Below are 23,403 nucleotides of genomic sequence, written 5' to 3' on the forward strand. Positions count from 1 at the left end.
ATCTGTACTCAAATGAGCAAGAAAGATGTCCTGGAAGAATGCGTGCGCGCCAGCCTGGAGCGCTATTTCGAAGACTTGGGTGAATCCGAGCCCCACGATATGTGGGACATGGTGATGCGCTGTGTGGAGCGCCCGGTGCTTGAAGTAGCGCTGGAGCGGTCAGGCGGCAACCAGTCGCGGGCATCCGAAATGCTGGGCATCACCCGCAACACCCTGCGCAAGAAATTGCTGGCGCACAATATCCAGGTATAGCTTCTCCGAGCGGACGGCCCCTGCCGGGCGCCGTCCGCCCCCTCCTCCGATTTCCCATCCCGACCTGAACGAGAAAGGCACCGCGCCCGACTCCCGTCCCCACCATGAAAATCGAAACCGCCCTGCTTTCGGTGTCCGACAAGACCGGCATCGTTGAATTTGCCCGCGCCCTGGCTGCGCGTGGCGTGCGTCTGCTGTCGACCGGCGGCACCGCCCGTCTGCTGGCCGACGCCGGCCTGTCCGTCACCGAAGTGGCCGCCCACACGGGTTCGCCGGAAATCCTGGATGGCCGCGTCAAGACGCTGCACCCCAAGATTCACGGCGGCCTGCTGGCCCGCCGCGACAGCGCCGAGCACATGGACACCATCAAGGCAGCGGGCATCGATCGCATCGACATGCTGGTGGTCAACCTGTATCCGTTCCGTGAAACCGTTGCCAAGCCGGACTGCACGTTCGCCGACGCGGTTGAGAACATCGACATCGGCGGCCCCGCCATGCTGCGCGCCGCCGCCAAGAACCACGGCACGGAAGCCGGCGGCGTGACGGTCGTGATCGACCCGGTCGACTATTCGCGCGTCTTGTCCGAAATGGACAAGAACGGCAGCACCTCCTATGGCCTGCGCCTGGCGCTGGCGTCGAAGGTTTACGCCCACACTGCCGCGTACGACGGCGCCATCGCTGCCTACCTGACCAGCCTGACCGAAGCCGAACCGGCCCAGGAAGCGGTCCCGGCGCGCAACGAATGGCCCGGCACGCTGACCCTGCAAGTCAAGCAGGAACAAGCGCTGCGCTATGGCGAGAATCCGCACCAGACCGCCGCCTTCTATGTGGACACGCAACGTCCGGCCGGCCTGCTGGGCAGCTACCGCCAGTTGCAGGGCAAGGAACTGTCCTACAACAACATCGCCGACGCGGATGCCGCGTGGGAATGCGCGCGCAGCTTCGACGTGCCCGCCTGCGTCATCGTCAAGCATGCCAACCCCTGCGGCGTCGCCGTGGCGGCGGACACGCTGGGCGCCTATCAGCAGGCCTTCAAGACCGACCCGACGTCCGCGTTCGGCGGCATCATCGCCTTTAACCGTCCGGTGGACGCGGCCACGGCCGAAGCCGTCAGCGGCCAGTTCCTGGAAGTGCTGCTGGCCCCGGCCTATGACGGCGCCGCGCTGGCCATCCTGGCGGCCAAGAAGAATGTGCGCGTACTGGAAGTGCCGATGGGCGCGGGCCAGAACGCCTTCGACATCAAGCGCGTGGGCGGCGGCTGGCTGGTGCAAAGCCCGGACGCCTACAACGTGCCGCGTGACGCGCTGAAAGTGGTCAGCAAGCGCCAGCCCACCGAACAGGAAATGAACGACCTGGCCTTCGCCTGGAAGGTTGCCAAGTACGTCAAGTCCAACGCCATCGTGTTCGTGGGTGGCGGCATGACGCTGGGCGTGGGCGCTGGCCAGATGAGCCGCATCGACTCCGCTCGCATCGCGTCGATCAAGGCGGAAAACGCCGGTCTGACCCTGAAGGGCTCGGCGGTGGCGTCGGACGCATTCTTCCCGTTCCGCGACGGCCTGGACGTGGTGGTGGCGGCAGGCGCGACCTGCGTGATCCAGCCCGGCGGCAGCATGCGTGACGATGAAGTCATCGCGGCGGCCGACGAGCATGGCATCGCCATGGTGCTGACCGGCACCCGTCACTTCCGCCACTGATGCGCGTCCTTGGCATCGATCCCGGCCTGCGCCGCACCGGCTTCGGTGTGATCGATGCCGACGGCTCTCGGCTGCGTTATGTGGCCAGCGGGACCATCGTGGTCCCGCCGGCGCTGACGCTGGCCGAACGCCTGAAAGTCATCCTGGACAATCTGCGCCAGGTGGCGCGCGACACGCAACCCGACGTCGCCGCGCTTGAAATCGTCTTCATGAACACGAATCCGGCGTCCACGCTGCTGCTGGGCCAGGCCCGCGGCGCGGCGTTGTGCGCGCTGGCGGATAGTTCGCTGGCAGTGCATGAGTACACCGCCTTGCAGATCAAGAAAGCCGTGGTCGGCACCGGCCGCGCCGCCAAGGAACAGGTGCAGATGATGGTGCAGCACCTGCTGGCATTGGACGGCACGCCCGCCCCCGATTCGGCCGACGCGCTGGCCTGCGCCATCTGCCACGCCCACGTCGGCCCCTTGCAGGACAAGCTGGAACGCCTGGGGACGTCGCTGCGCATGAGCGGCAAGACGCGCATCCGCAATGGCCGCCTGATCGGCTGAGCGCGTCCCGCGCGTATAGAATGCCCGCATCCGCCGCGCATTCCGCGCGCGCCATTCTTACCAGGCCATCATCACCATGATCGGACGCATCACCGGAACCCTGATCGAAAAACTGCCGCCCACCATCTGCGTGGACGTCGGCGGTCTGGGTTATGACATCGACGTGCCCATGAGTACGCTGTATTCCCTGCCGGAAACCGGCGCGCGGGTCACGCTGTACACACACCTGACGGTGCGTGAAGACGCGCACATCCTGTATGGCTTCGGGTCGGCCGGCGAACGCAGCGCCTTTCGCGAACTGATCAAGGTCAGCGGCATTGGCGCGCGCACGGCGTTGTCGGTGCTGTCGGGCCTGTCGGTGGCGGATCTGGCCCAGGCCATCACCTTGCAGGAATCGGGCCGCCTGACGCGCGTGCCCGGCATCGGCAAGAAAACCGCCGAACGCCTGCTGCTGGAAATGCGCGGCAAGCTGGGCGCTGACATCGGCGCGGCCTCGCACGCTACGCCAGACAACCAGTCCGACATCCTGAACGCGCTGCTGGCGCTGGGCTACTCCGAGAAGGAATCGCTGTCGGCGCTGAAGACGCTGCCCGAAGGCGTGGGCGTGTCCGACGGCATCAAGCAGGCGCTGAAAGCGCTGGTGCGCTAAGGCGTACCCTGCAAATAACGTGGCGCGACGGCCTCCAGGCCCGTCGGCACCACGTGCAGTTCCGGAGCCATCGGCCCCGCGCAGATATTGTCGCGACGCATGGAATCCAGGTTGTCGCGCGACATCAGCGGCTTGCCCGGCAGGCATTCAAACAGCCGGGCCTGAATGCGGCCCACGCCCATGGGCATGCTGATCACTGGCCGGGGATGGCCGCTCCAGGCGGCGCACAACCGCGCGATCTCACCCAGCGTATAGACCTGCGGCCCACCCAATTCGTAGGTCTTGCCACAGGTATGCGTATCGTCCAGGGCCGTCGACATCGCCACCACCACGTCACCCACGTAGACCGGTTGCATCCGCACATGCGCCCCTGCCAGCGGCAGCACGGGCAGCCAGCGCGCCAAGGTGGCGAACATATTGGTGAATTTGTCGTCCGGCCCGAATAAGACCGAAGGACGGAAAATCGTCCAGCCGCCTGTGGATGCCGCCTGGAATTCGTGCTTGATGGCAGCCTCGCCGTCGCCCTTGGAGCGTTGGTACATGCTGTCGCCCTGGGAATCCGCCCCCAACGCACTGACGTGCAGCAGACGATGAACGCCCTGGCGTCGGCAAGCCTGCGCGATGCGCTGCGGCAATAGCACGTGCGCCCGCGCGAAGTCCGACCCGTAAGGCTTGCCCGCGTTGCCATGCAGGATGCCCACCAGGTTCACGACCGCATCGCAGCCGCGCACAAGCTGGTCCAGCGCGGCGTCATCGTGGATGTCGGTCTGCACCAGGGTGACGGTGGGAAAGACTTGCAGGTCGAACCCGCGTGCCAGAAGCCGGGTGGGCACGATGATCTGATGCAGGCCGCGGGACAACCGCGCAATCAGGTGACGGCCGATGAAACCGGTGCCGCCGATGACAAGGATACGCATGCCGCAGCCTCCTGTTCGTCAGGATCGAGTCCCGATTCTGCCTTGCACTGGCTGCAACCGCAAGCACGCATCGGCAGTTCGCGAGGCGAACTGCCGATGCGGATCAGGCGGCCAGCAAACGAGCGTAGGCCGGAAGGTCGACGTTGCCGCCGCTGATGATGACGCCGACCCGCGCGCCACGCACCGGCACCACTTCCTGCATGACCGCTGCCGCGCCCAGGCAGCCCGTGGGTTCCACCACCATCTTCATGCGTTCGGCGAAGAACTTCATGGTCGTGACCAGTTGGGCATCCGTCACCGTGACGATGTCGCGCACATACTTCTGGATGAGCGGAAAGGTCAGATTGCCCAGATGGGTCGTGGCGGCGCCATCGGCCAGCGTCTTGGGGGCCGGAATTCGGACGATTTCACCCTTGCGCAAAGACTGCTGGCCATCATTGCCGGCCTCTGGCTCGACGCCGTAGACCAGGCAGCGCGGGCTGAGCGCGGCGGCGGACAAGGCGGAGCCCGACAGCAAGCCGCCGCCGCCCAGGCAAACGAACAAATAGTCGAGTTCGCCGACTTCCTCGAACAGTTCCTTGGCCGCGGTGCCCTGCCCCGTGATGACGTCTTCGTGATCGTAGGGAGGAATCAGGGTAGCGCCGGTTTCCGTGTGGATGCGCTGCGCGATCTGTTCACGGTCTTCGGTGTAGCGGTCGTATGTGACGATCTTGCCGCCATAGCCTTCCGTGGCGGCGCGCTTGGCCGCCGGGGCGTCCAGCGGCATGATGATCGTGGCGGATACGCCTTGCAGCTTGGAGGCCAGCGCGATGGCTTGCGCATGGTTGCCCGACGAGAACGTCACCACGCCGGCCGCGCGCTGCTCTGGCGTCAGGCGCGCGATGGCGTTGTAGCCGCCGCGGAACTTGAAAGCGCCCATGCGCTGGAAGTTTTCACACTTGAAGAAAATCGACGCGCCGCTGATCGCGTCGGCCGTGGCCGAGGTCAAGACGGGCGTGCGGTGTGCGTTGCCGGCCAAGCGCTCGCTGGCGCGCACGACATCATCATAGGTAGGCAATTCGGGCAGCATGGAAATCCGGTCCTTTGATCGCGAGAATGTCGAAACCCTCGGATCATAAACCCGTCGCGCGGTTTGCGCGCCGCCCGCGCTTACTTGCCGAACAGATCGCCGCCGCCCGTGCTGACACCCGACGGCGGAGTCAGGCCCAGATGGCGCCAGGTCGTCAGCGTGGCGGTGCGCCCGCGCGGGGTGCGTTGCAGGTAGCCGTGCTGGATCAGGTAAGGCTCGATCACGTCTTCGATGGTGTCGCGCTCTTCGCCAATGGCGGCGGCCAGACTGTCCACGCCGACAGGCCCGCCGTCGAATTTGTGGATGATGGCTTCCAACAGCTTGCGGTCCATCAGGTCCAGGCCCTGGGGGTCCACTTCCAGCATGGCCAGCGCGCGGCCGGCGACGTCCGCGTCGATGGTGCCGCTGGCCTTGACCTCGGCGTAATCACGCACGCGGCGCAGCAGGCGGTTGGCGATCCGGGGCGTGCCACGGGCGCGGCGTGCCACCTCAGCGGCTCCTTCCGGCGTGATCACGGCGTTGAGCAGGCCGGCGCTGCGCGTCACGATGTGGCCCAGATCGGTCGCGTTGTAGAACTCCAGCCGCGAAACGATGCCGAATCGATCGCGCAGCGGGTTGGTCAGCATGCCCGCTCGCGTGGTGGCGCCCACCAGCGTGAACGGTTGCAGGTCCAGCTTCACGCTGCGCGCGGCGGGGCCTTCGCCGATCAGGATGTCGATCTGGAAATCTTCCAGGGCCGGATAGAGGATTTCCTCGACCACGGGCGACAGGCGATGGATTTCATCGATGAACAGGACGTCGTTCTTTTCCAGATTGGTCAAGAGCGCGGCCAGATCCCCCGGGCGCTCCAGCACGGGGCCTGACGTCTGACGCAATTGCACGCCCATTTCATGCGCGATGATGTGGGCCAAGGTGGTCTTGCCCAGGCCCGGCGGGCCAAACAGCAGCACGTGGTCCAGTGCCTCGCCGCGCTTTCTGGCGGCCGCGATGAAGATTTCGAGTTGTTCGCGCGCACGCTGCTGGCCAACATATTCTTGCAGCGCCTTGGGCCGCAAGGCGCGTTCGATCGATTCCTCGTTGGGCGACACCGGTTGCGGCGCCACGATACGAGGGGCGTCGGGACGGGAGGAAAGGGAATCGGACTGGATGGCCATGGTGCGGATACGACAAGGGACGAAGCAGGATGCATCGTACCGTATGGAGGGGCCGCCTAGGTGGGGCCGCCTAGGCAGAGCCGCCGAGGAGCCGCCGAGGGCACTACCCCCTAGGCGGTTTCGGACAGCGGCAGTTTCACCCGCACGCACAAGCCGCCGGATTCGGCCTGGCGCAATTCCAGCGAACCGCCATGGGCGCGGGCGATGGCCTCGGCCAAGGCCAGGCCCAGGCCCACGCTGCCGGTGCGCGTGCGCGCGTCGTCCAGCCGGCTGAACGGGCGCAGCGCCTCCTGGCGGCGTTCAGGAACGATGCCGGTGCCATGGTCGGCCACATCCAGCACCGCATGGCGCTCTTCCCGCCGCAGGCTGACATCCACCGGCGGCGCCCCATGGTTCAGGGCATTGCCGATCAGGTTATCCAGCAGGCGGCCCAGCGCCACCGCATCGGCCTGCACCACCATTGGGGTCTCGTCGTCGGCCGCATTCAGATGGATGTCCGTGCCAGCGCCCGCCCAGGCGCCAACGCGCTCGGTCAGCCAGTCGGACAGCACGATGGGAGCGTAGCGATATGCCGCCGGATCGGTGCCGCGCACAAAGCCGATGAACTGATCGACCATGTGCTGCATGTCTTGCAGATCGGTACGCAAGCCTTCCTTCAACTTGGAATCGTCAGCCAGCTCAATGCGCAGCCACATCCGCGACAACGGCCCCTTCAGGTCATGCGGCAGGCCGGACAACAAGGTGCGGCGCACCGAGTCGGATTCGGCCAGCGCGTCCAGCATGGCATTGAAGCGCACACCCAGCGCACGGGTTTCATGCGGCCCCGAGGGTTCCACACGCTGCGGTTGTCCCGCGGCCAATCGGTCGGCGGCATCCGCCAGCCGCGTGATCGGCCGTGTGATGTGCCACGAGAAACCCACTGCCAGCAACAGCAGCAGGCCCAGGCCGCCCAGCCAGGCCGCGATGAAGGGCGTGGCCACGGGCGGGTCCAGGCGATCCAGCGGGATGACCAGCCATTCGCGCAGGCGCGGCACGTCCTCGCTGGCGGAATTGGGAGCTAGCGAAATGAAGATTTCCGGGGTCGGGCCACGCGACAGCGCCACGCGGGTGCCGTCGTTCAAGCGCTCGTTCAGCTGTTGCACCAACACGCGCAGGTCGCGGCGGATGTCGTCAGGCTCGGGCTTGTAGCGGCGCATGTGTTCCTCGCGGGCACGCGCGTGGTCCGCCGCATCGCGCGAGTCGGCCCGGCGTTCATCGCCGCGCTCACCGTCACCGTCGTGGTCGTCGCCGCGCACCTCAGGCGGCGGAGGCGGCCTGGGCGCGTCGTCCGCCCGGGACTCTGGCGGCGGCGGCGGTGGGGGCCGCGGGGCTGCGCGCGGCGGCGGCGGCGGACGGCGGCCATTGAAGCGTTGCAACTTGGCTTCGGCCGGCAACACGCGCGACCACAGCCGCCATTGGTTCTGCGACGCGGTGCGCACGAATTCGGCGCGGTCCTCGGCAGGCACCTCGGATACGGCGGCGCGCAGCGTGCGGATCGTGGTGACGATGTAGCCAATGGCCACGTCTTCCATGAATTTGTGCCGGAAGTACGACACCGTGACCAGCGTGGCCGCCTGCGTCAGCAGCACCGAACCCAGAATCAACAGGATCAGGCGTGCCCGCAGCGAACGCGGCACCAGAAAGCCGGGGGACAAACGCATCAGGGCGAAAACCGGTAGCCGATGCCCCAGACGGTCTGGATCCAGCGCGGCTGCTTGGGATCGTCTTCAATGACGCGGCGCAGGCGCAAGATCGCAATGTCGATGGCGCGGTCGTTGCGTTCACCGGCGTCATCGTCGCGCGCCAAGGCCAGCAGACGCTCGCGGGACAGCGGCTTGCCCGCGTTGCGCACCAGGGCTTCCAGCAGATTGATTTCGCCCCCGGTCAATTTGACCACCGTGCCTTCGCGCGACAGTTGGCGCGATGACGGGTCAAACAGGAAGGGGCCGAATGTCACGGGCGCGTCCTTGGTCAGCGCGGACGGGCCACGCTTGCGGCGCAGCACGGCCTCGATGCGGGCCAGCAGTTCGCGCGGGTCGAAGGGCTTGCCCACATAGTCGTCGGCACCGGCTTCCAGGCCGATGATGCGGTCCACGGCTTCGTCGCGGGCGGTCAGCAGGATGACGGGGATGTCTTCTCCTTGCTCGCGCAGGCGGCGGCAGGCGTCCGCGCCGTCGCCACCGGGCAACATGCGGTCCAGCACGAGCAGATCGGGCGCGTAACGGGTAATGCGCGACGACAAATCGGTGGCGTCCGGCGCCAGCAACGTGTCGTAGCCGTGCCGGTTCAGGTAGTCGGCAAGCAGTTGTCGCAATGCCGGATCGTCGTCGACGACCAGCAACTTGGTATGAGGATTGTCCATGGATGTCATAGTGAGCCGCGGCGCGTCCGGCTGCAAGAGGCAAGAAATCAACTGAAATACACCTGTTGCACGATGTACGCCCTATTTTCCCGTGGTTTACTGGAAACCGCCGGCCCAACGCGGACTGGCCCTAAAATACCCGTGTTGGCCTTGCCCCTCGTGCGGTTTACTAAAAATCGTTTACAGACCCGGCCAGCCCCTCTCTCTACACTGTTTCCTATGGTCGCCCCTGCAATCTGGCGCAGACGGCTGTTGCACGCGGCGCTGACGGCGGGCCTATCTTGCCCGCTGACCGCCGCGTTTGGCGACACCCTGAATGCGTCCCCCAATTCTGCCGCGCCGCCCTCCCAGGCGGCGCCGGTACGGATGGCGCGCGGCATCGGCGTTCTGTCCCCAGTACAGCCCATTCCCGTGCGCCCCGCCCCCTCCATTGAGGCGCGGGCCGTCCCCCTGGACCCGTCGCCTTGCGATCTGCAAGTCGCGGAACCGGCCATGGACACCAGCGTGCAAGGCGCCGAAGACAGCGGCATGGAACTGATCCCCGGCACCGGCTCCTCGCTATCCGGCGCGGGTGCGGCGTCGCCCCTGGGCTGCGAATCAATGGCCGCCCCGGCGGAAGAAAGCACGCCGGACTACACATTCGCGCTGGAAGAAGGCGACCTGCCCCGCGTACCGGTCGTCGTGATTTCGGGCGTGTCCCGCCCGTCCCGTCCCTGGTTCGCCTCGGTGAGCGGCCAGGACGGCCTGCGCTATGGCGGCGACCGCAACTGGGTCTACCGCAACACGGCGGGGCCGTCGGTCACCGTGGGCAATGTCAACGCCAACGCGCCCGCCTGGGGCAGCAGCGCCCCCGTGGGGGGCTTGCAGATCGCGAATTGGGCGGGCTCGTCCTCCACCGTGCCCGCAGGCAGCTTTGGCTATTCCTCATCACTGGGCAAGCTGAACCGCATGGATCCCACGGCCAGCTCGGGCGCCGTGGACTACGGCGCATCCGTCGGCAGCGGCAGCGTGCGTTATGGGCTGACCCCTGTCCTGACCCTGGAAGGCCAGATGCAGAGCGCGCCGTCGCTGACCACGCGCGGCATGGGGACCACTTACGCGGCGGGGGAATACGGCACATTCCAGGCCGGCGCCACCCAAAGCTCGTTCGATGCGTCCAACGCCTGGCGCTACCGGTTCGGCTACAGCGTGGACGTGGCCGATGCCGTGAACCTGGGCTACACCAACGAACAGATCGGTGCCGGCTTCGGTGACCTGTCCACCTACTCCGGCGGGGTCGCCTCTGCTCCACAAATCCGCAATACCCTGTCGGCCGGCGTGCCCATCACGGGCTGGGGCACGCTCAGCGGCACGTATTCCGGCCTGCACGAAGGCTCCACCCTGGCCGAGCAGCGGGTGGGCCTGACGCACAGCATGTTCGTCGCCCCCAAGGTGAAACTGGCCGTGGGCGCCGACCGCGACATCATCTCGGGCAACTACGAATGGCGAGCCAACCTGAGCATGCCCGTCGACACCTTCATGCGCGGCACCTGGCTGAGCTGGTAGCAGGACCGCAAGACGGACGGAAATATCCGCCTAAAAGGGGGCGGTCTGGATTTGCGGCTTAAAATCCCTGCCATGATGCTTCCGGCCTACCCCCATGTCTGACGCGCGCGCCCTCGGCGTATTGCAGCGCGTTTTCGGTTACGAATCCTTCCGCGGCGACCAGCAAGCCATTGTCGAACAGGTGATCGACGGCGGCGACGCGCTGGTCCTCATGCCCACCGGCGGCGGGAAATCGCTCTGTTACCAGATTCCCTCGCTGGTCCGCGAAGGCACCGGCATCGTCGTGTCGCCGCTGATCGCGCTGATGCAGGACCAGGTCGACGCCCTGACCGAGCTGGGCGTGCGTGCGGCCTTCCTGAACTCCACGCAGGAATGGCGCGTGGCGCGCGACGTCGAACAGGCGTTCCTGGCCGGCGAACTGGACCTGCTGTACGTCGCCCCCGAACGCCTGCTGACCGACCGCTGCCTGCAATTGCTGGAACGCGGCCGCATTGCGCTGTTCGCCATCGACGAAGCGCATTGCGTGTCCCAATGGGGTCACGATTTCCGCCCGGAATACCTGGGCCTGTCGATGCTGCACGAGCGCTGGCCGGATGTGCCGCGCATCGCCCTGACGGCCACGGCAACGGCGGACACGCGCACCGAAATCGCTCAGCGCCTGTCCCTGGACGACGCCCGCCATTTCGTCTCCAGCTTCGACCGTCCCAATATCCGCTACCGCATCATCGAAAAGAACGAGGTGCGCAAGCAGCTGCTGGAAATGATCCGCACCGAACACGATGGCGAATCCGGCGTGGTGTATGGCCTCTCGCGGGCGCGCGTGGAAGAAACCGCCGAATTCCTGTGCAATCAGGGCATCGACGCCATGCCTTACCACGCCGGGCTCAGCCCGCAGGTACGCGCCGCCAACCAGTCCCGGTTCCTGCGTGAAGACGGCGTGGTCATGGTGGCCACCATTGCTTTTGGCATGGGCATCGACAAGCCCGACGTGCGCTTCGTGGCCCACATCGATCTACCCAAATCCGTCGAAGGCTACTACCAGGAAACTGGCCGTGCCGGCCGCGACGGCCTGCCCGCCACCGCCTGGCTGGCCTATGGCCTGCAAGACGTGGTGCAACAGCGCCGCATGATCGACGAATCCCCCGGCGATGAGTCCTACCGCCGCCGGCTGGGCCAGCAGCTGGACGCCATGCTGGGACTGTGCGAAACCGTGGAATGCCGCCGCGTGCGCCTGCTGGCGTACTTCGGCCAGCAGATCACGGCGTGCGGCAATTGCGACGTCTGCCTGGAACCCCCGCAGGCCTGGGATGGCACGGTCGCCGCGCAGAAAGTGCTGTCGGCCGTCTACCGCCTGATGAAAGAGCGCGGCCAACGCTATGGCGCGGGCCACATCATCGACATCTTGCGTGGCAAGGTCACCGAACGCACCACGCAGCACGGCCATGAAACGCTAAGCGTCTTCGGCGTGGGCCAAGACCTCAGCGACACCGCCTGGCGGGGCGTGCTACGCCAGTTGCTGGCGCAAGGCCTGCTGACGGTGGACAACGAAGGATTTGGCACGCTGGCGCTGACCGAAGGCAGCCGCGCGGTGCTTAAAGGCGAACGCCAGCTGATGCTGCGCCGTGAATCCGAAAAGAAGACCCGTTCAGGCAAGACCAGCAACGGCCGCCCCAAGGCCGCGGCCATCGACCTGCCAACCGAATTGCAACCCGTATTCGAGGCATTGCGCGCCTGGCGCGGCGAAGTCGCCAAGAGCCATGGCGTGCCAGCGTATGTGATCTTTCACGATGCGACCCTGCGTGAAATCGCCCTTGCCCAGCCCGAGTCCATGGACGCGCTAAGCCACATCAGCGGCGTCGGCGCCCGCAAGCTCGAAGCCTACGGCGAAGAGATCCTGCAACGAGTCGCCCGCCCGGTTCTGTAGGATGGGTGTAGCGCGCAAGGATCAGGACAAGAATTCAAGTATCCAGCGCGCGCAACCCATCTTGTAGGATGGGTGTAGCGCGCACGGATCAGGATAAGAATTCAAGTATCCAGCGCGCGCAACCCATCTGTAGGATGGGTATAGCGCGCAAGGATCAAGACAAGAATTCAAGTATCCATCGCGCGCAACCCATCAAACATCCGTCGTGCTGTGGCCGAGTCGGCCGTGTAGCTGTGGCCGAATCCGATGTGTAGTCACCGCTGCTTGATGGGTTGCGCGCGATGGAGTGCGGCATGCTTGCCGCCGCCGTCTCGCGCTACACCCATCCTACGAAGCCGCGGCAGCGACGTCCGCACCAGCCGCCAAGGCCGCCGCGCAACAATGGCTTCCGACAGCGGCCCTGCCCCCTTCAGTAAGACGGGGGCGGCAGCAGTGGAACCGGCGGGCGTTCCTTGCCGAAGACCGAGCGGTACGCCAGGATGTTGAACACCAGCACCACCGGAATTCCCACGACTGCCCCGGCCATGACCAGGCGCATCGAACCCAACGCGCCCGCGCCGTCCCACAAGGTCATGTCGTCAAGGATCAAGAACGGGAACAGGCTGTACGCCAGACCGCTGAGCATCAGCAGGAACAGCGCCACGCACAGCACGAACGGCAACCAGCTGAAGCGGTCTGCCCGGCCGGGCAAGCGCGCCAGCAGCATTTCGGCCGCGACGTATGCGGCCAGCATCATCACCCAAACGGTGGCGGCCAGGCTCAGGTGGGCAATGTTGCTCCACTTGTAGAAGATGCCTGCATTGGCCAGCCCCAGCGTGACCGCGATCGAGACCATGCCCACCGCCGTCCAGCGGATGGCGTGGCGTGCCCAGTTGGCGGCACGGCGTTGAAGATCGCCGTCCACCCGCATGACCAGCCATGACGCCCCCAGCAGCACATAAGCCGCCACGGCGCACAGGCCAACGAACAGCGCGAACCAGCCATAGCCGGCGTCGGACTGATACCCCGTCGCGATCCGGCCCAGCAGCATCCCCTGGCCGAACGCGGTGATGATCGAACCGGCCCAGAAGCCGAAGATCCAGCGCGGCTTCATTTCGTTGCGCGCACGGATGCGGAACTCAAACGACACACTGCGCAGCACCACGCCCAGCACCATGAAGGTCAGCGGCCCGTAGAGCTTGCCCAGCACCGCGCCCCACGCAAACGGGAACGCCGACGCGAACAGGCCCATGCCCAACAACAGCCAGAATTCATTGGCATCGCGCCAGGGGCTCAAGAGCGACATCATGCGGCCGCGCTCGTGCTCGGGCGCCAATTGCAGCAAGATGCCGACGCCCAGATCAAAGCCATCCAGGACCATGCCCGCGGCGATCACCACAAACAACAGCCCCATGAAGGCCAGAGGCATCCAGAAGGAAGGATCTTCGGGACTCAAGCCCTGCGAAGCGGCAAGCATGGCGATCATGGCGACCCTCCGCCCAGTTTGCGCACCGGCACGACGCCGTAACGCGCCGCATGGAACAGCATGCCGGCGAATGCGGCCAGCAATAGCGCGTACAGCAGACCGTAGCCCACCAGCCCATACAGAATGGTGCTGGCCGAGGTCGGCCCCAGCACTTCGGATTGCGTGATGGTGCCGTTAACGGCGAACGGTTGCAGGCCGATGATGGACACCCACCAGCCCGCCACGACGGCGATGCCGCCCGAGAACATCATGCCGCACAGCACGCGGTGCCACCAGACAGGCAAGGTCGACGGGTCCAGCCCGCGCCGGAACGTCCACAGGAACGTCACGCAGGCCACTGCCAGCATCAACAGGCCCAGCCCCGCCGCCACCCGCAACGACCAGAAGGTCAGCGCCACTGGCGGCAGCATGCCGGAGTACTTATCCAGTCCCTGGTAGGTACCGTCCGCATTGCGGTGCAGCCATATGCCACCGGTATTGCGCAGGGTCACGTCCAACACATTGACGTGCTCGCGCGCATCCGGCCAGCCGAACAGCACCAGTTGGGGTTCGGCGCCGCTTTCCCAGAAGCCTGCCGCGGCAGCGGCTTTGGCGGGTTGCAGCTTGGCCACCATCTGGCCGGCGCCCGTGGCCACCGGTATCTGCATGAAGGCAGCCACCACGGCGATCACCAGCCCGGTCTTGAACGTATTGCGTTCGCCATCGCCCAGCGGACGACGCAGGGCCTGCAAGGCGGTCACGCCCATCATCAGGAACGACGCAGCCAGTGCCGCGCCCACCCCGACCACGGCCATGCGCCAGCCCACCGAGGGATTGAGCACCACCGCCACCCAGTCGTAGACCTGGTAGCGGCCATCGACCAAAATGGCGCCGTCCGGCGTCTGCATCCACGATTGCAGGGCAAGCACCCAGAACACCGCCACCAGTTGGCCCACGGCCACCATCAGCACCGCCAGCGTATGCGCGCCATCAGACACGCGGCGCTGGCCGAACAGCATGACGCCCAGGAAACACGACTTCAAGATGAAGACGGACAAAATGCCGTAGCCCAGCAAGGGGCCGGCCACATTGCCGATCTTGTCCATCAGGCCTGCCCACAGGCTGCCGATCTGAATCAGCACGGGCACGCTGGCCGCCAGGGTCAGCACGAAAGCCAGGGCAAAAATGCGAACCCAAAAGCGGTAGGCAGCCGTCCAGCCGCCATGGCCCGACCAGCGGGCGCGCACCTTGAAGAACAGCAAGACCCAAGCAAGCGCCAGGGAAATCGCCAGGAACAGCGCCAGGAAGCTCAGGCTGGCCACGAACTGCGCACGGGCCAGGGAAAGGGTGGATATATCCATGATGGGCCGTAGTGTAGAGCCAGTTACAAGACTATGGGGGCAGTTTGAAACCGGTTGCACAGGCGTCGAAAAAGGCCCCTGCGGCGGAACGTGGCAAAATTGACGCTTTGTCGCCGCTTTTTCCTATTCTTTCAAGAATGACCTCCGCCACGACGCCGACCCCCGCTGCATCCAATTTTCTGCTCAACATCGTCCAGGACGACCTCGAAGCCAACCGCTTCCAGGGTAAACGTTGGGCGGGCAAGCCTGGCCCGGCCGCCGTGCAGCAGCAGGGGGAACCGGACACGGCCCGCATCCGCACGCGCTTCCCGCCGGAGCCCAACGGCTACCTGCACATTGGCCACGCCAAGAGCATCTGCGTGAACTTTGGCCTGGCGCGCGATTTCGGTGGCGTCTGCCACCTGCGCTTCGACGACACCAATCCCGAAAAGGAAGACCAGGAATACGTCGACGCCATCATCGAGGCCGTTCATTGGCTGGGCTTTGACTGGAAGGCCGACAACGGCCAGGAAAACCTGTACTTCGCCAGCGACTACTTCGGCTATATGTACGAATTCGCCGAAGCCCTGGTCGAAGCCGGCCACGCCTATGTCGACGAGCAAAGCCCGGAAGAGATCCGCGCCAACCGTGGCACCCTGACCGAACCCGGCACCGACTCGCCCTGGCGCAACCGCCCGGCCGCGGAGTCGATCACGCTGCTGCGCGAAATGCGCGATGGCAAGCATCCGGACGGCAGCCTGGTGCTGCGCGCCAAGATCAACATGGCGTCGCCCAACATCAATCTGCGCGACCCGGTCATGTACCGCGTGCGCCACGCCACCCACCACCGCACGGGCAACCAATGGTGCATCTACCCGATGTACAGCTGGGCCCACCCGGTGGAAGACGCGCTGGAAGGCATCACGCACAGCGTCTGCACGCTGGAATTTGAAGACCAGCGCCCGTTCTACGACTGGATCCTGACGCGCCTGGCCGAACTGGGCAAGCTGGCCCAGCCGCTGCCGCACCAATATGAATTCGCCCGCCTGAACGTAAGCTACGTCGTCACCAGCAAGCGCAAGCTGCTGCAACTGGTGCGCGAAGGCCACGTGGACGGTTGGGACGATCCCCGCATGCCGACCATCTTCGGCCTGCGCCGCCGCGGCTACACGCCGGCCTCGATCCGCCTGTTCTGCGAGCGCACCGCCGTCTCGAAGTCCGACTCCCGCATCGATTACAGCCTGCTGGAACAAGCCGTGCGCGATGACCTGGACCCCATCGCCGCCCGTTCGGTGGCCGTGCTGGACCCGATCAAGCTGGTCATCACCAACTACCCGGAAGGCCAGACCGAGATCTGCACCGCGCCGCGCAACCCGCACGATCCGGAAGCCGGCCTGCGTGAATTCCCGCTGTCGCGCGAGCTCTGGATCGAACGCGACGACTTCCGTGAAGAAGCGCCGAAGAAGTATTTCCGCCTGTTCCCCGGCAACACCGTGCGCCTAAAGTACGGCTATGTCGTGCGCTGCACGGGGTTCACCAAGAACGAAGCCGGTGAAGTCGTCGAAGTGCAGGCCGAATACCTGCCGGAAACCCGGAGCGGCACACCGGGCGCGGACAGCGTCAAGGTCAAGGGCAACATTACCTGGGTCAGCGCGGCCCACGCAGTGCCTGCCCAGATCCACCTGTACGACCGCCTGTTTGCCGATGCCCGCCCCGACGGCGGCGACAAGGACTTTCTGACCTGCCTGAACCCGAACTCCAAGCAGACCGTCACGGCCTGGCTGGAACCCGGCACCGTCGCCACCCCTGGCGCCACCTGGCAGTTTGAACGCCTGGGCTACTTCACGGCTGATCTGAAGGAATCCTCGGAGGCCGCACCGGTGCTCAACCGCATCGTGACGCTGCGCGATTCCTGGGTGCAAGGCTAAGCCGCCCGCGCTGCACCGCCCGCGTGCGTATCACGAAAAAAGGCGCCTTCGGGCGCCTTTTTCTTTCGTCTTGCTGCCTGCACACCCCGCCCCAGGGCGGGTTATCATCCCCGACATCCCGCAGCCGATCGTGCGCGCCGTTTCCTGGCGCCCGGATCGCCAGCCATAATCAAGATGAACACTGAATCCCTAGCTCTGGACTTCAAAAGCGCCACCCTGTATGCCATCCGGGTGGTTCTGCACAGCGCAGACCCCGAACGCCTGAACGCCGCGCTGGCCAAGCGCATGGCCGACGCCGGCAGCTTCTTCGAGAACGAACCCGTCGTCATCGACGCCAGCCGCGTCGAAGAGACCATCGATTGGAACGCGCTGGTGGCCGCACTGCAAGGCCACAACCTGCCTCCGATCGGCGTCGTGGCCGAGGGCGCCAACCTGAAAGCGGCACGCGCGGCCGGCCTGACGCCGGTGGAACTTTCCACTCCCGCCGCCCGCCCCGCCGCCGTGATCGACACCGCGCCGCCGAACGACGTCTCCACGCCCGTGCCGTCGGTGCCCGCCGCTGCCGTCGAAACCGCGCCCGCCCCGACGGACACGTCAGCGACGGAACCGGCCGCCTCGGAAGCGCCCGCTGCCCCGGCAGCCGCCGGTGCCGAACCGATGCCGGCGCGCGAAGCCAGCAACACCACGTCGGCCTCCAGCCCCACGCAGGCCGCACCGCACTCCTCTTCCGCGCTGGTCATCACGAAACCCCTGCGTTCCGGCCAACGTGTCTATGCACGCCATACAGACCTTGTCGTGATCGGCATGGTCAGCCAGGGCGCCGAAGTCATTGCCGACGGCAACGTGCATGTTTACGGCCCCTTGCGCGGCAAGGCCATGGCGGGCGCGCGCGGCGATACCTCCGCGCGCATCTTCACGACGCATCTGGACGCGGAACTGCTTGCCGTGGCGGGCGTGTACCGCGTGGTGGAAGATAAACTCGACCGGACGCTACAAAACCAACCGGCCCTGGTTCGCCTGGACGGCGACACCTTGCGCATTGAAGCGCTGAAAGCCTGAAACACGACTCGGCGCGGCGCCGCGCGCACGTCTCAACACATTCTGTAAGAAGCCTTACATGGGCTTTTTGCTTTACGATAACGCGATTTATTCGAACATAAGGGTTTGATCGTCATGACACGCATTGTTGTGGTGACTTCCGGCAAAGGCGGCGTGGGTAAAACCACGACGAGCGCCAGTTTTTCCGCGGGCCTCGCGATGCGGGGCCACAAGACCGCTGTCATCGACTTCGATGTCGGCCTGCGCAATCTCGACCTCATCATGGGCTGCGAGCGTCGCGTGGTGTACGACTTCGTCAATGTGATCCAGGGCGAAGCAACCCTTAACCAGGCGCTGATCAAGGACAAGCAGCTTGAAAACCTGTTCATCCTGCCCGCCTCGCAAACGCGCGACAAAGACGCGCTGACGCAGGAAGGCGTGGAGAAGGTCATCAATGACCTGAAGGAAATGGGTTTCGAGTACATCGTCTGCGACTCGCCCGCCGGCATTGAGACGGGTGCGCTGATGGCGGCCTACTTCGCCGACGACGCACTGGTCGTGACCAACCCGGAAGTCTCCTCGGTGCGCGACTCCGACCGCATCCTGGGCATCCTGGCAGCCAAGTCCAAGCGGGCCGTTGACGGTGGCGAACCCGTCAAGGAATTCCTGCTGCTGACGCGCTACAACCCGAAGCGCGTGGTCGACGGCGAAATGCTGTCGCTGGGCGACATCGAAGACATCCTGCGCATCAAGCTGATCGGGGTCATCCCTGAATCGGAAGCGGTGCTGCAAGCGTCGAACCAAGGCTTGCCCGCCATCCACCTGAAAGAGACCGACGTTTCCGAGGCCTACAAGGACGTCGTGGCCCGTTACCTCGGCGAAGACAAGGCACTGCGCTTTACGGATTACGAAAAGCCCGGTCTTCTGAAACGCCTGTTCGGAGGCAAGTAAGCAATGTCCTTCCTGTCGTTTCTGCTTGGTCAAAAGAAATCTTCCGCCTCCGTCGCCAAGGAACGGTTGCAGATCATCCTGGCCCACGAGCGGGGCCGCGGCGACTCGCCCGACTACCTGCCTCAGTTGCAGCAGGAACTCATCGCCGTGATTTCAAAGTACGTGAAGATCAACCCTGAAGACATCAAGGTGCACCTGGAACGCCAGGACACGCTGGAAGTGTTGGAAGTGAAGATCGAGATGCCGCAAAACGACACGTGATGCGGCTAGCGCGCCGGCCTGCCGGCGCGCGCCACGGCGCTGATCGCGGCCACAAAAAAACGCCCGGCAATGCCGGGCGTTTTGCATGGAAGGCTGCGCTTAGTGCTTGCCGACCTGGTCACCGATCACACCGCCAATCGCTGCCCCACCCACGGTGCCCAAGATGCCGCCGTTAGTGATCACGGCGCCTGCGACACCGCCCAACGCAGCGCCCCCGACCGTGCTCTTCTGACGATGGCTCATGCCGTCCCAGGACGAGCAGCCAGCCATTGCGGCGGTCATTGCCAGTGCGACACAGATTTTGGAAAGAGATGCGATTTTCATGGTGAGACTCCTATTCTTGTACCCAGGGTCGCGTCGATGGAACTAACGCGAGCGCGCGATCCCCTTATGGGTTTAGAACATTCAGGATCTCAAAATAACGTCATGCACGGTGTGAGGTTTGCCCAGGAATTGTGTCAAACAGCGAGTGAACATTTGCGCGCCCCAGGGACAATGTTGCAGCCCATACCCGCTATTTGACCAGACGTAACACATCGCGGAAGCGCGGATGCTCGCAGGTCTCCATCCACTCGAAAATCGCCATTTCCGACGTGACGATTTCCACGCCATGAGCACGCGCGCGGCGCAACGCCGCGTGATGATCCGAAGGCTTGCGCGACCCAGCTGCGTCGGACACCAGCACGGCCTTGTAGCCCATGTCGGCCAGGCCGATCACGGTTTGCAGCACGCAGATGTGCGCCTCGCAACCGGCCACCACAATAGTCTTGCGCGCCGCCGGCAACCACGCCTCAAAACCGGGTTCGCGCGCGGACGAGAAATGCATCTTCTGAAATGTGGACTGCACGATATCGCGCAACGGCTCCACGGTAACGCCCAGCATCTTGCTGTGATGCTCGGTGGCGATCACCGGCACATCAAGCAAGCGCGCAGCCTGCGCCAGCTTATGCGTGGCGTTTAACACGGCCTCGCCATCATGGATGACCGGCATCAGACGGCCTTGCATGTCGACGATGAGGAAAGTGGAATCGAGGGCAGACAACATGTTCGCGGGCTCCAGGTTCAGATCGTAGGATAACGCCATCTGCGAGAGGGGGATGGGATGGATTCGGATTGAGATGGGGTCGGGATCGGATCGGATCGGATCGGAATGGAATGGAATCGGGATTGGGATTGGGGTCAGATCGGATCGGATGGACGGTCGTAGGATGGGTGTAGCGCGCGAAGGCGGTGACAAGAAATACGTTCGACAGCGCGCGCAACCCATCAGGCATCCGCCGTACCGTGGCCGAATCGGCCAAGACGTCATTGCTGCTTGATGGGTTGCGCGCGCTGAAGGGCTGCGTTCTTATCGTTGCTCTCTCGCGCTACACCCATCCTACGGTTGCCACAGCACCGCGATACGGTGCAGGCCACAGCACCGCGATACGGTGCACGCCACAGCACCGCGATACGGTGCACGCCACAACACCACGATCAAAAAAAAATCCCGGCGCAATGCGCCGGGATTTTTTTGTGCTTGGCTGACAGGCTTACTTCAAAGCCTTGTAGCGCAGGCGCTTGGGCTTGGCGCCTTCTTCGCCCAAACGACGCTTCTTGTCGGCTTCGTACTCTTGGTAGTTGCCGTCGAAGAACACCGCTTGCGAATCGCCTTCAAAAGCCAGGATGTGCGTGGCGATACGGTCCAGGAACCAGCGATCGTGGCTGATCACCATGACGCTGCCGGGGAACTCCAGCAGCGCGTCTTCCAGGGCGCGCAGCGTTTCCACGTCGAGGTCGTTGGACGGTTCATCCAGCAGCAGCACGTTGCCGCCAGCGATCAGCGTCTTGGCCATGTGCAGGCGGCCGCGTTCACCGCCGGACAACTGGCCCACGACCTTGTTCTGGTCGCCGCCCTTGAAGTTGAAGCGGCCCAGATAGGCGCGCGACGACATTTCAAACTTGCCCACGGTCAGGATGTCGGCGCCGTCGGCCACCGCATCGAACACCGTCTTTTTGTCTTCCAGCGCATCACGCGACTGATCGACATACGCCAGCTTCACGGTCTGGCCGATGATGACCTCGCCCGAATCCGGCTGCTCGCGGCCCGCGATCATGCGGAACAACGTCGACTTACCGGCGCCGTTGGGGCCGATGATGCCGACGATGGCGCCCGGCGGAACCTTGAAGCTCAGGTTGTCGATCAGCAGACGATCGCCGTAGGCCTTGCTGACGTTGTTGAATTCAATGGCTTCGTTGCCCAGGCGCTCACCCACGGGAATGAAGATTTCCTGGGTTTCGTTGCGCTTCTGGTATTCGTAGGACGACAGTTCCTCGAAGCGGGCCAGACGCGCCTTGGCCTTGGCCTGACGGCCCTTCGGGTTCTGACGCACCCACTCCAGTTCTTTCTTGATCGTCTTCTGGCGGGCGGATTCCGAGGACTCCTCTTGCTTCAGGCGATCTTCCTTTTGCTCCAGCCACGAGCTGTAGTTGCCCTTCCAGGGGATACCGTAGCCACGGTCCAGTTCCAAGATCCACTCAGCTGCGTTGTCCAGGAAGTAGCGATCGTGGGTCACGGCGACGACGGTGCCGGGGAACTTGTGCAGGAACTGCTCCAGCCATTCCACGCTTTCGGCGTCCAAGTGGTTGGTGGGCTCGTCCAGCAACAGCATGTCGGGCTTGGACAGCAGCAGACGGCACAGCGCGACACGGCGCTTTTCACCGCCGGACAGGTTGCCAACGGTGGCATCCCAAGGCGGCAGGCGCAGCGCGTCAGCGGCGATTTCCATCTGGTGCTCGATATCGTCCGAGCCGCTGGACGCGGCGGCGGCGATGATGGCTTCCAGGTCGGCTTGCTCAGCGGCCAGCGCGTCAAAGTCGGCGTCCGGCTCGGCGTAGGCGGCGTAGACCTCGTCCAGGCGCTTCTTGGCGGTGACGACGGCGCCCAGGCCCTCTTCCACCGACTGGCGCACCGTGTGCTCGGGATTCAGTTGCGGTTCCTGCGGCAGATAGCCGATGTTCAGGCCCGGCATGGGAATGGCTTCGCCTTCGATCTCTTTATCGACGCCAGCCATGATCTTCAGCAGCGTCGACTTGCCCGAGCCGTTCAGGCCCAGCACGCCGATCTTGGCGCCAGGAAAAAACGAAAGCGAGATATCACGCAAAATCTGCCGCTTGGGCGGCACGATCTTGCCGACGCGGTTCATGGTGTAGACGTATTGGGCCATGGGCTCGTATAGGGAAAGAAAGCTGATGAACCGTCGATTGTAGGCCGGAACCCTGACAGGCGCGCGTCAGCCACGGGCGAAGGCCTTCAACCCGCCGCTTTGCCTCCGCGCAACCCCAAGCGCGGGGTCCGCATTTGCGCCAGCATCACCCCGGCCAGCGCCATCGCGCCGCCCACAATGTGAAAAATGTGGGGCTTTTCGTCCAGGAAGACCGAGGCGATCGCCACCGTGCCCACCGGCATCAGGTTCAGGAAGATGCTGGCCCGATTGGGGCCCAGGTGCTTCACGCCCTGCATCCACAGGAACGGCGCAAACAGGGACGGGAAGATCGCGGCATACAGCACCAGCGGCACATTGTCGGCATTCAGCGGCGACGGCGCCGCCATCAGGAAGGCGGGCAGCTGAAACAGCACGCCGAAGCCGATCTGCACATACAGCGAGACCCACGGCCCCACCGGCAGGCCCCAGCGGCGCAGCAGCACCCCATACAGCGCATAGGCCAGCGCGGCCAGCCCCATGAGCAGGTCACCGGGGTTCGCGCCCACCGATAGCAGACGCGCCGGATCGCCTTCACCGATCAGCAACGCCAATCCCGCCAGCGACACCAGACCGCCCACCATCGCCATCAAGGTGGGGCGCTGGCGCAGCACCACGGCGCCCACGGCGATGGTCAGCAGCGGAATCATGGCCGTGATGATGCCCATGTTGGTGGCTGTGGTGCTGGACGCCGCCACGTAGGCCAGCCCCTGATACAGCGCCATCCCCAAGCCGCCCAGCACCGCGAACTTGGGCAGGTACGGCACGATAAGGTGACGCTGCGTCCAAAGGCCCGGCAGGGCGAACGGCGTGAGCACCGCGCCGGCCAGCGCCCAGCGGTAGAAGCCGATCACAGCGGGTGAAATCACGCCCGCGGCCATTTTGGTCACGATCATGTTGACGGACCAGATCAGCGCCGCCAGCAAGGGAAACAGCAGATAGCGGGCGGGGGTATGGAGGGTATCGCGCGTCATGGACGAGTCTTGCCAGATAAGAATAGGGGGCAAGTGTAGGTCGTGTCCGACATGCTGTATATAATGAAAAAC

At 64.8% G+C, this 23,403-nt stretch carries 21 protein-coding genes; 10 read left to right on the top strand and 11 right to left on the bottom strand.

Annotated features, from left to right (window positions below):
• Positions 1–12 precede the first annotated feature (12 nt).
• The 4 genes from HV753_RS28560 to ruvA all read left to right on the top strand — a co-directional run bounded on the left by HV753_RS28560 (position 13) and on the right by ruvA (position 3,143).
• Positions 13–252, top strand: a complete 240-nt coding sequence (locus HV753_RS28560) for a helix-turn-helix domain-containing protein (protein ID WP_006217670.1) — start codon at positions 13–15, stop codon at positions 250–252.
• A gap of 104 nt (positions 253–356) precedes the next feature.
• A complete protein-coding gene (gene purH / locus HV753_RS28565; RefSeq protein WP_175177939.1) occupies positions 357–1,946 on the top strand; it encodes a bifunctional phosphoribosylaminoimidazolecarboxamide formyltransferase/IMP cyclohydrolase in 1,590 nt (529 codons plus the stop codon).
• Positions 1,946–2,494 carry a crossover junction endodeoxyribonuclease RuvC gene (gene ruvC / locus HV753_RS28570; RefSeq protein WP_175177940.1) on the top strand — a complete coding sequence of 183 codons (549 nt, stop codon included), beginning with the start codon at positions 1,946–1,948 and terminating at the stop codon, positions 2,492–2,494. Before purH ends, ruvC begins: the two co-directional genes overlap by 1 nt.
• A 76-nt stretch (positions 2,495–2,570) precedes the next feature.
• On the top strand, positions 2,571–3,143 hold the full coding sequence (gene ruvA / locus HV753_RS28575) for a Holliday junction branch migration protein RuvA (protein WP_175177941.1): 573 nt from the start codon (positions 2,571–2,573) through the stop codon (positions 3,141–3,143).
• Here ruvA and HV753_RS28580 read toward each other — a convergent pair.
• The 5 genes from HV753_RS28580 to HV753_RS28600 form a co-directional block, all read right to left on the bottom strand.
• Entirely contained in the window at positions 3,140–4,060 is a 921-nt protein-coding gene (locus tag HV753_RS28580) for a complex I NDUFA9 subunit family protein (RefSeq protein ID WP_175177942.1), read from the bottom strand. The genes ruvA and HV753_RS28580 overlap by 4 nt on opposite strands.
• Before the next feature lie 103 nt (positions 4,061–4,163).
• Positions 4,164–5,129: a threo-3-hydroxy-L-aspartate ammonia-lyase gene (locus tag HV753_RS28585; protein ID WP_175177943.1), complete on the bottom strand. Its 966-nt coding sequence runs from the start codon at positions 5,127–5,129 to the stop codon at positions 4,164–4,166.
• Between the two features lie 80 nt (positions 5,130–5,209).
• Positions 5,210–6,283: a Holliday junction branch migration DNA helicase RuvB gene (ruvB, locus tag HV753_RS28590; protein WP_175177944.1), complete on the bottom strand. Its 1,074-nt coding sequence runs from the start codon at positions 6,281–6,283 to the stop codon at positions 5,210–5,212.
• Between the two features lie 110 nt (positions 6,284–6,393).
• Positions 6,394–7,983, bottom strand: coding sequence for a sensor histidine kinase (locus tag HV753_RS28595; RefSeq protein ID WP_175177945.1), 1,590 nt, complete (start codon positions 7,981–7,983; stop codon positions 6,394–6,396).
• Positions 7,983–8,684 (bottom strand): response regulator, encoded by a 702-nt coding sequence (locus tag HV753_RS28600; RefSeq protein ID WP_006226445.1) that lies wholly within the window; start codon positions 8,682–8,684, stop codon positions 7,983–7,985. Before HV753_RS28600 ends, HV753_RS28595 begins: the two co-directional genes overlap by 1 nt.
• Positions 8,685–8,903: 219 nt before the next feature.
• Here HV753_RS28600 and HV753_RS28605 point away from each other — a divergent pair, with 219 nt between their 5' ends.
• Both HV753_RS28605 and recQ read left to right on the top strand, forming a co-directional pair.
• Positions 8,904–10,229 (top strand): fimbrial protein, encoded by a 1,326-nt coding sequence (locus tag HV753_RS28605; RefSeq protein ID WP_246288417.1) that lies wholly within the window; start codon positions 8,904–8,906, stop codon positions 10,227–10,229.
• 94 nt (positions 10,230–10,323) lie between these two features.
• Complete coding sequence (recQ, locus tag HV753_RS28610; protein ID WP_175177946.1) at positions 10,324–12,153, top strand: DNA helicase RecQ; 1,830 nt, start codon at positions 10,324–10,326, stop codon at positions 12,151–12,153.
• 409 nt (positions 12,154–12,562) lie between these two features.
• On the opposite strand, the gene HV753_RS28615 is transcribed toward recQ, so the two are convergent.
• Both HV753_RS28615 and HV753_RS28620 read right to left on the bottom strand, forming a co-directional pair.
• Positions 12,563–13,618: a cytochrome d ubiquinol oxidase subunit II gene (locus HV753_RS28615; RefSeq protein WP_175177947.1), complete on the bottom strand. Its 1,056-nt coding sequence runs from the start codon at positions 13,616–13,618 to the stop codon at positions 12,563–12,565.
• Complete coding sequence (locus HV753_RS28620) at positions 13,615–14,958, bottom strand: cytochrome ubiquinol oxidase subunit I (protein ID WP_175177948.1); 1,344 nt, start codon at positions 14,956–14,958, stop codon at positions 13,615–13,617. Before HV753_RS28620 ends, HV753_RS28615 begins: the two co-directional genes overlap by 4 nt.
• A 137-nt stretch (positions 14,959–15,095) precedes the next feature.
• Here HV753_RS28620 and HV753_RS28625 point away from each other — a divergent pair, with 137 nt between their 5' ends.
• The 4 genes from HV753_RS28625 to minE all read left to right on the top strand — a co-directional run bounded on the left by HV753_RS28625 (position 15,096) and on the right by minE (position 19,115).
• Positions 15,096–16,865, top strand: a complete 1,770-nt coding sequence (locus HV753_RS28625; RefSeq protein ID WP_175177949.1) for a glutamine--tRNA ligase/YqeY domain fusion protein — start codon at positions 15,096–15,098, stop codon at positions 16,863–16,865.
• Positions 16,866–17,039: 174 nt separating this feature from the next.
• Complete coding sequence (minC, locus tag HV753_RS28630) at positions 17,040–17,924, top strand: septum site-determining protein MinC (RefSeq protein WP_175177950.1); 885 nt, start codon at positions 17,040–17,042, stop codon at positions 17,922–17,924.
• A gap of 114 nt (positions 17,925–18,038) precedes the next feature.
• The gene (gene minD / locus HV753_RS28635; protein WP_105555581.1) at positions 18,039–18,854 is read left to right on the top strand and encodes a septum site-determining protein MinD; all 816 of its coding nucleotides are present in this window, start codon (positions 18,039–18,041) and stop codon (positions 18,852–18,854) included.
• A gap of 3 nt (positions 18,855–18,857) precedes the next feature.
• Positions 18,858–19,115, top strand: coding sequence for a cell division topological specificity factor MinE (gene minE, locus HV753_RS28640; protein ID WP_054424591.1), 258 nt, complete (start codon positions 18,858–18,860; stop codon positions 19,113–19,115).
• Between the two features lie 99 nt (positions 19,116–19,214).
• Here minE and HV753_RS28645 read toward each other — a convergent pair whose 3' ends face one another.
• The 4 genes from HV753_RS28645 to HV753_RS28660 all read right to left on the bottom strand — a co-directional run bounded on the left by HV753_RS28645 (position 19,215) and on the right by HV753_RS28660 (position 23,331).
• On the bottom strand, positions 19,215–19,439 hold the full coding sequence (locus HV753_RS28645; protein WP_175177951.1) for a glycine zipper 2TM domain-containing protein: 225 nt from the start codon (positions 19,437–19,439) through the stop codon (positions 19,215–19,217).
• A gap of 190 nt (positions 19,440–19,629) precedes the next feature.
• Positions 19,630–20,160 (bottom strand): isochorismatase family protein, encoded by a 531-nt coding sequence (locus HV753_RS28650; RefSeq protein ID WP_175177952.1) that lies wholly within the window; start codon positions 20,158–20,160, stop codon positions 19,630–19,632.
• Positions 20,161–20,647: 487 nt separating this feature from the next.
• A complete protein-coding gene (ettA, locus tag HV753_RS28655) occupies positions 20,648–22,321 on the bottom strand; it encodes an energy-dependent translational throttle protein EttA (RefSeq protein ID WP_175177953.1) in 1,674 nt (557 codons plus the stop codon).
• Positions 22,322–22,407: 86 nt separating this feature from the next.
• Complete coding sequence (locus HV753_RS28660; protein ID WP_175177954.1) at positions 22,408–23,331, bottom strand: DMT family transporter; 924 nt, start codon at positions 23,329–23,331, stop codon at positions 22,408–22,410.
• Positions 23,332–23,403 lie beyond the last annotated feature (72 nt).

The sequence above is a fragment of the Achromobacter pestifer genome (assembly GCF_902859625.1).
Classification (GTDB): Bacteria; Pseudomonadota; Gammaproteobacteria; order Burkholderiales; family Burkholderiaceae_B; genus Achromobacter; species Achromobacter pestifer.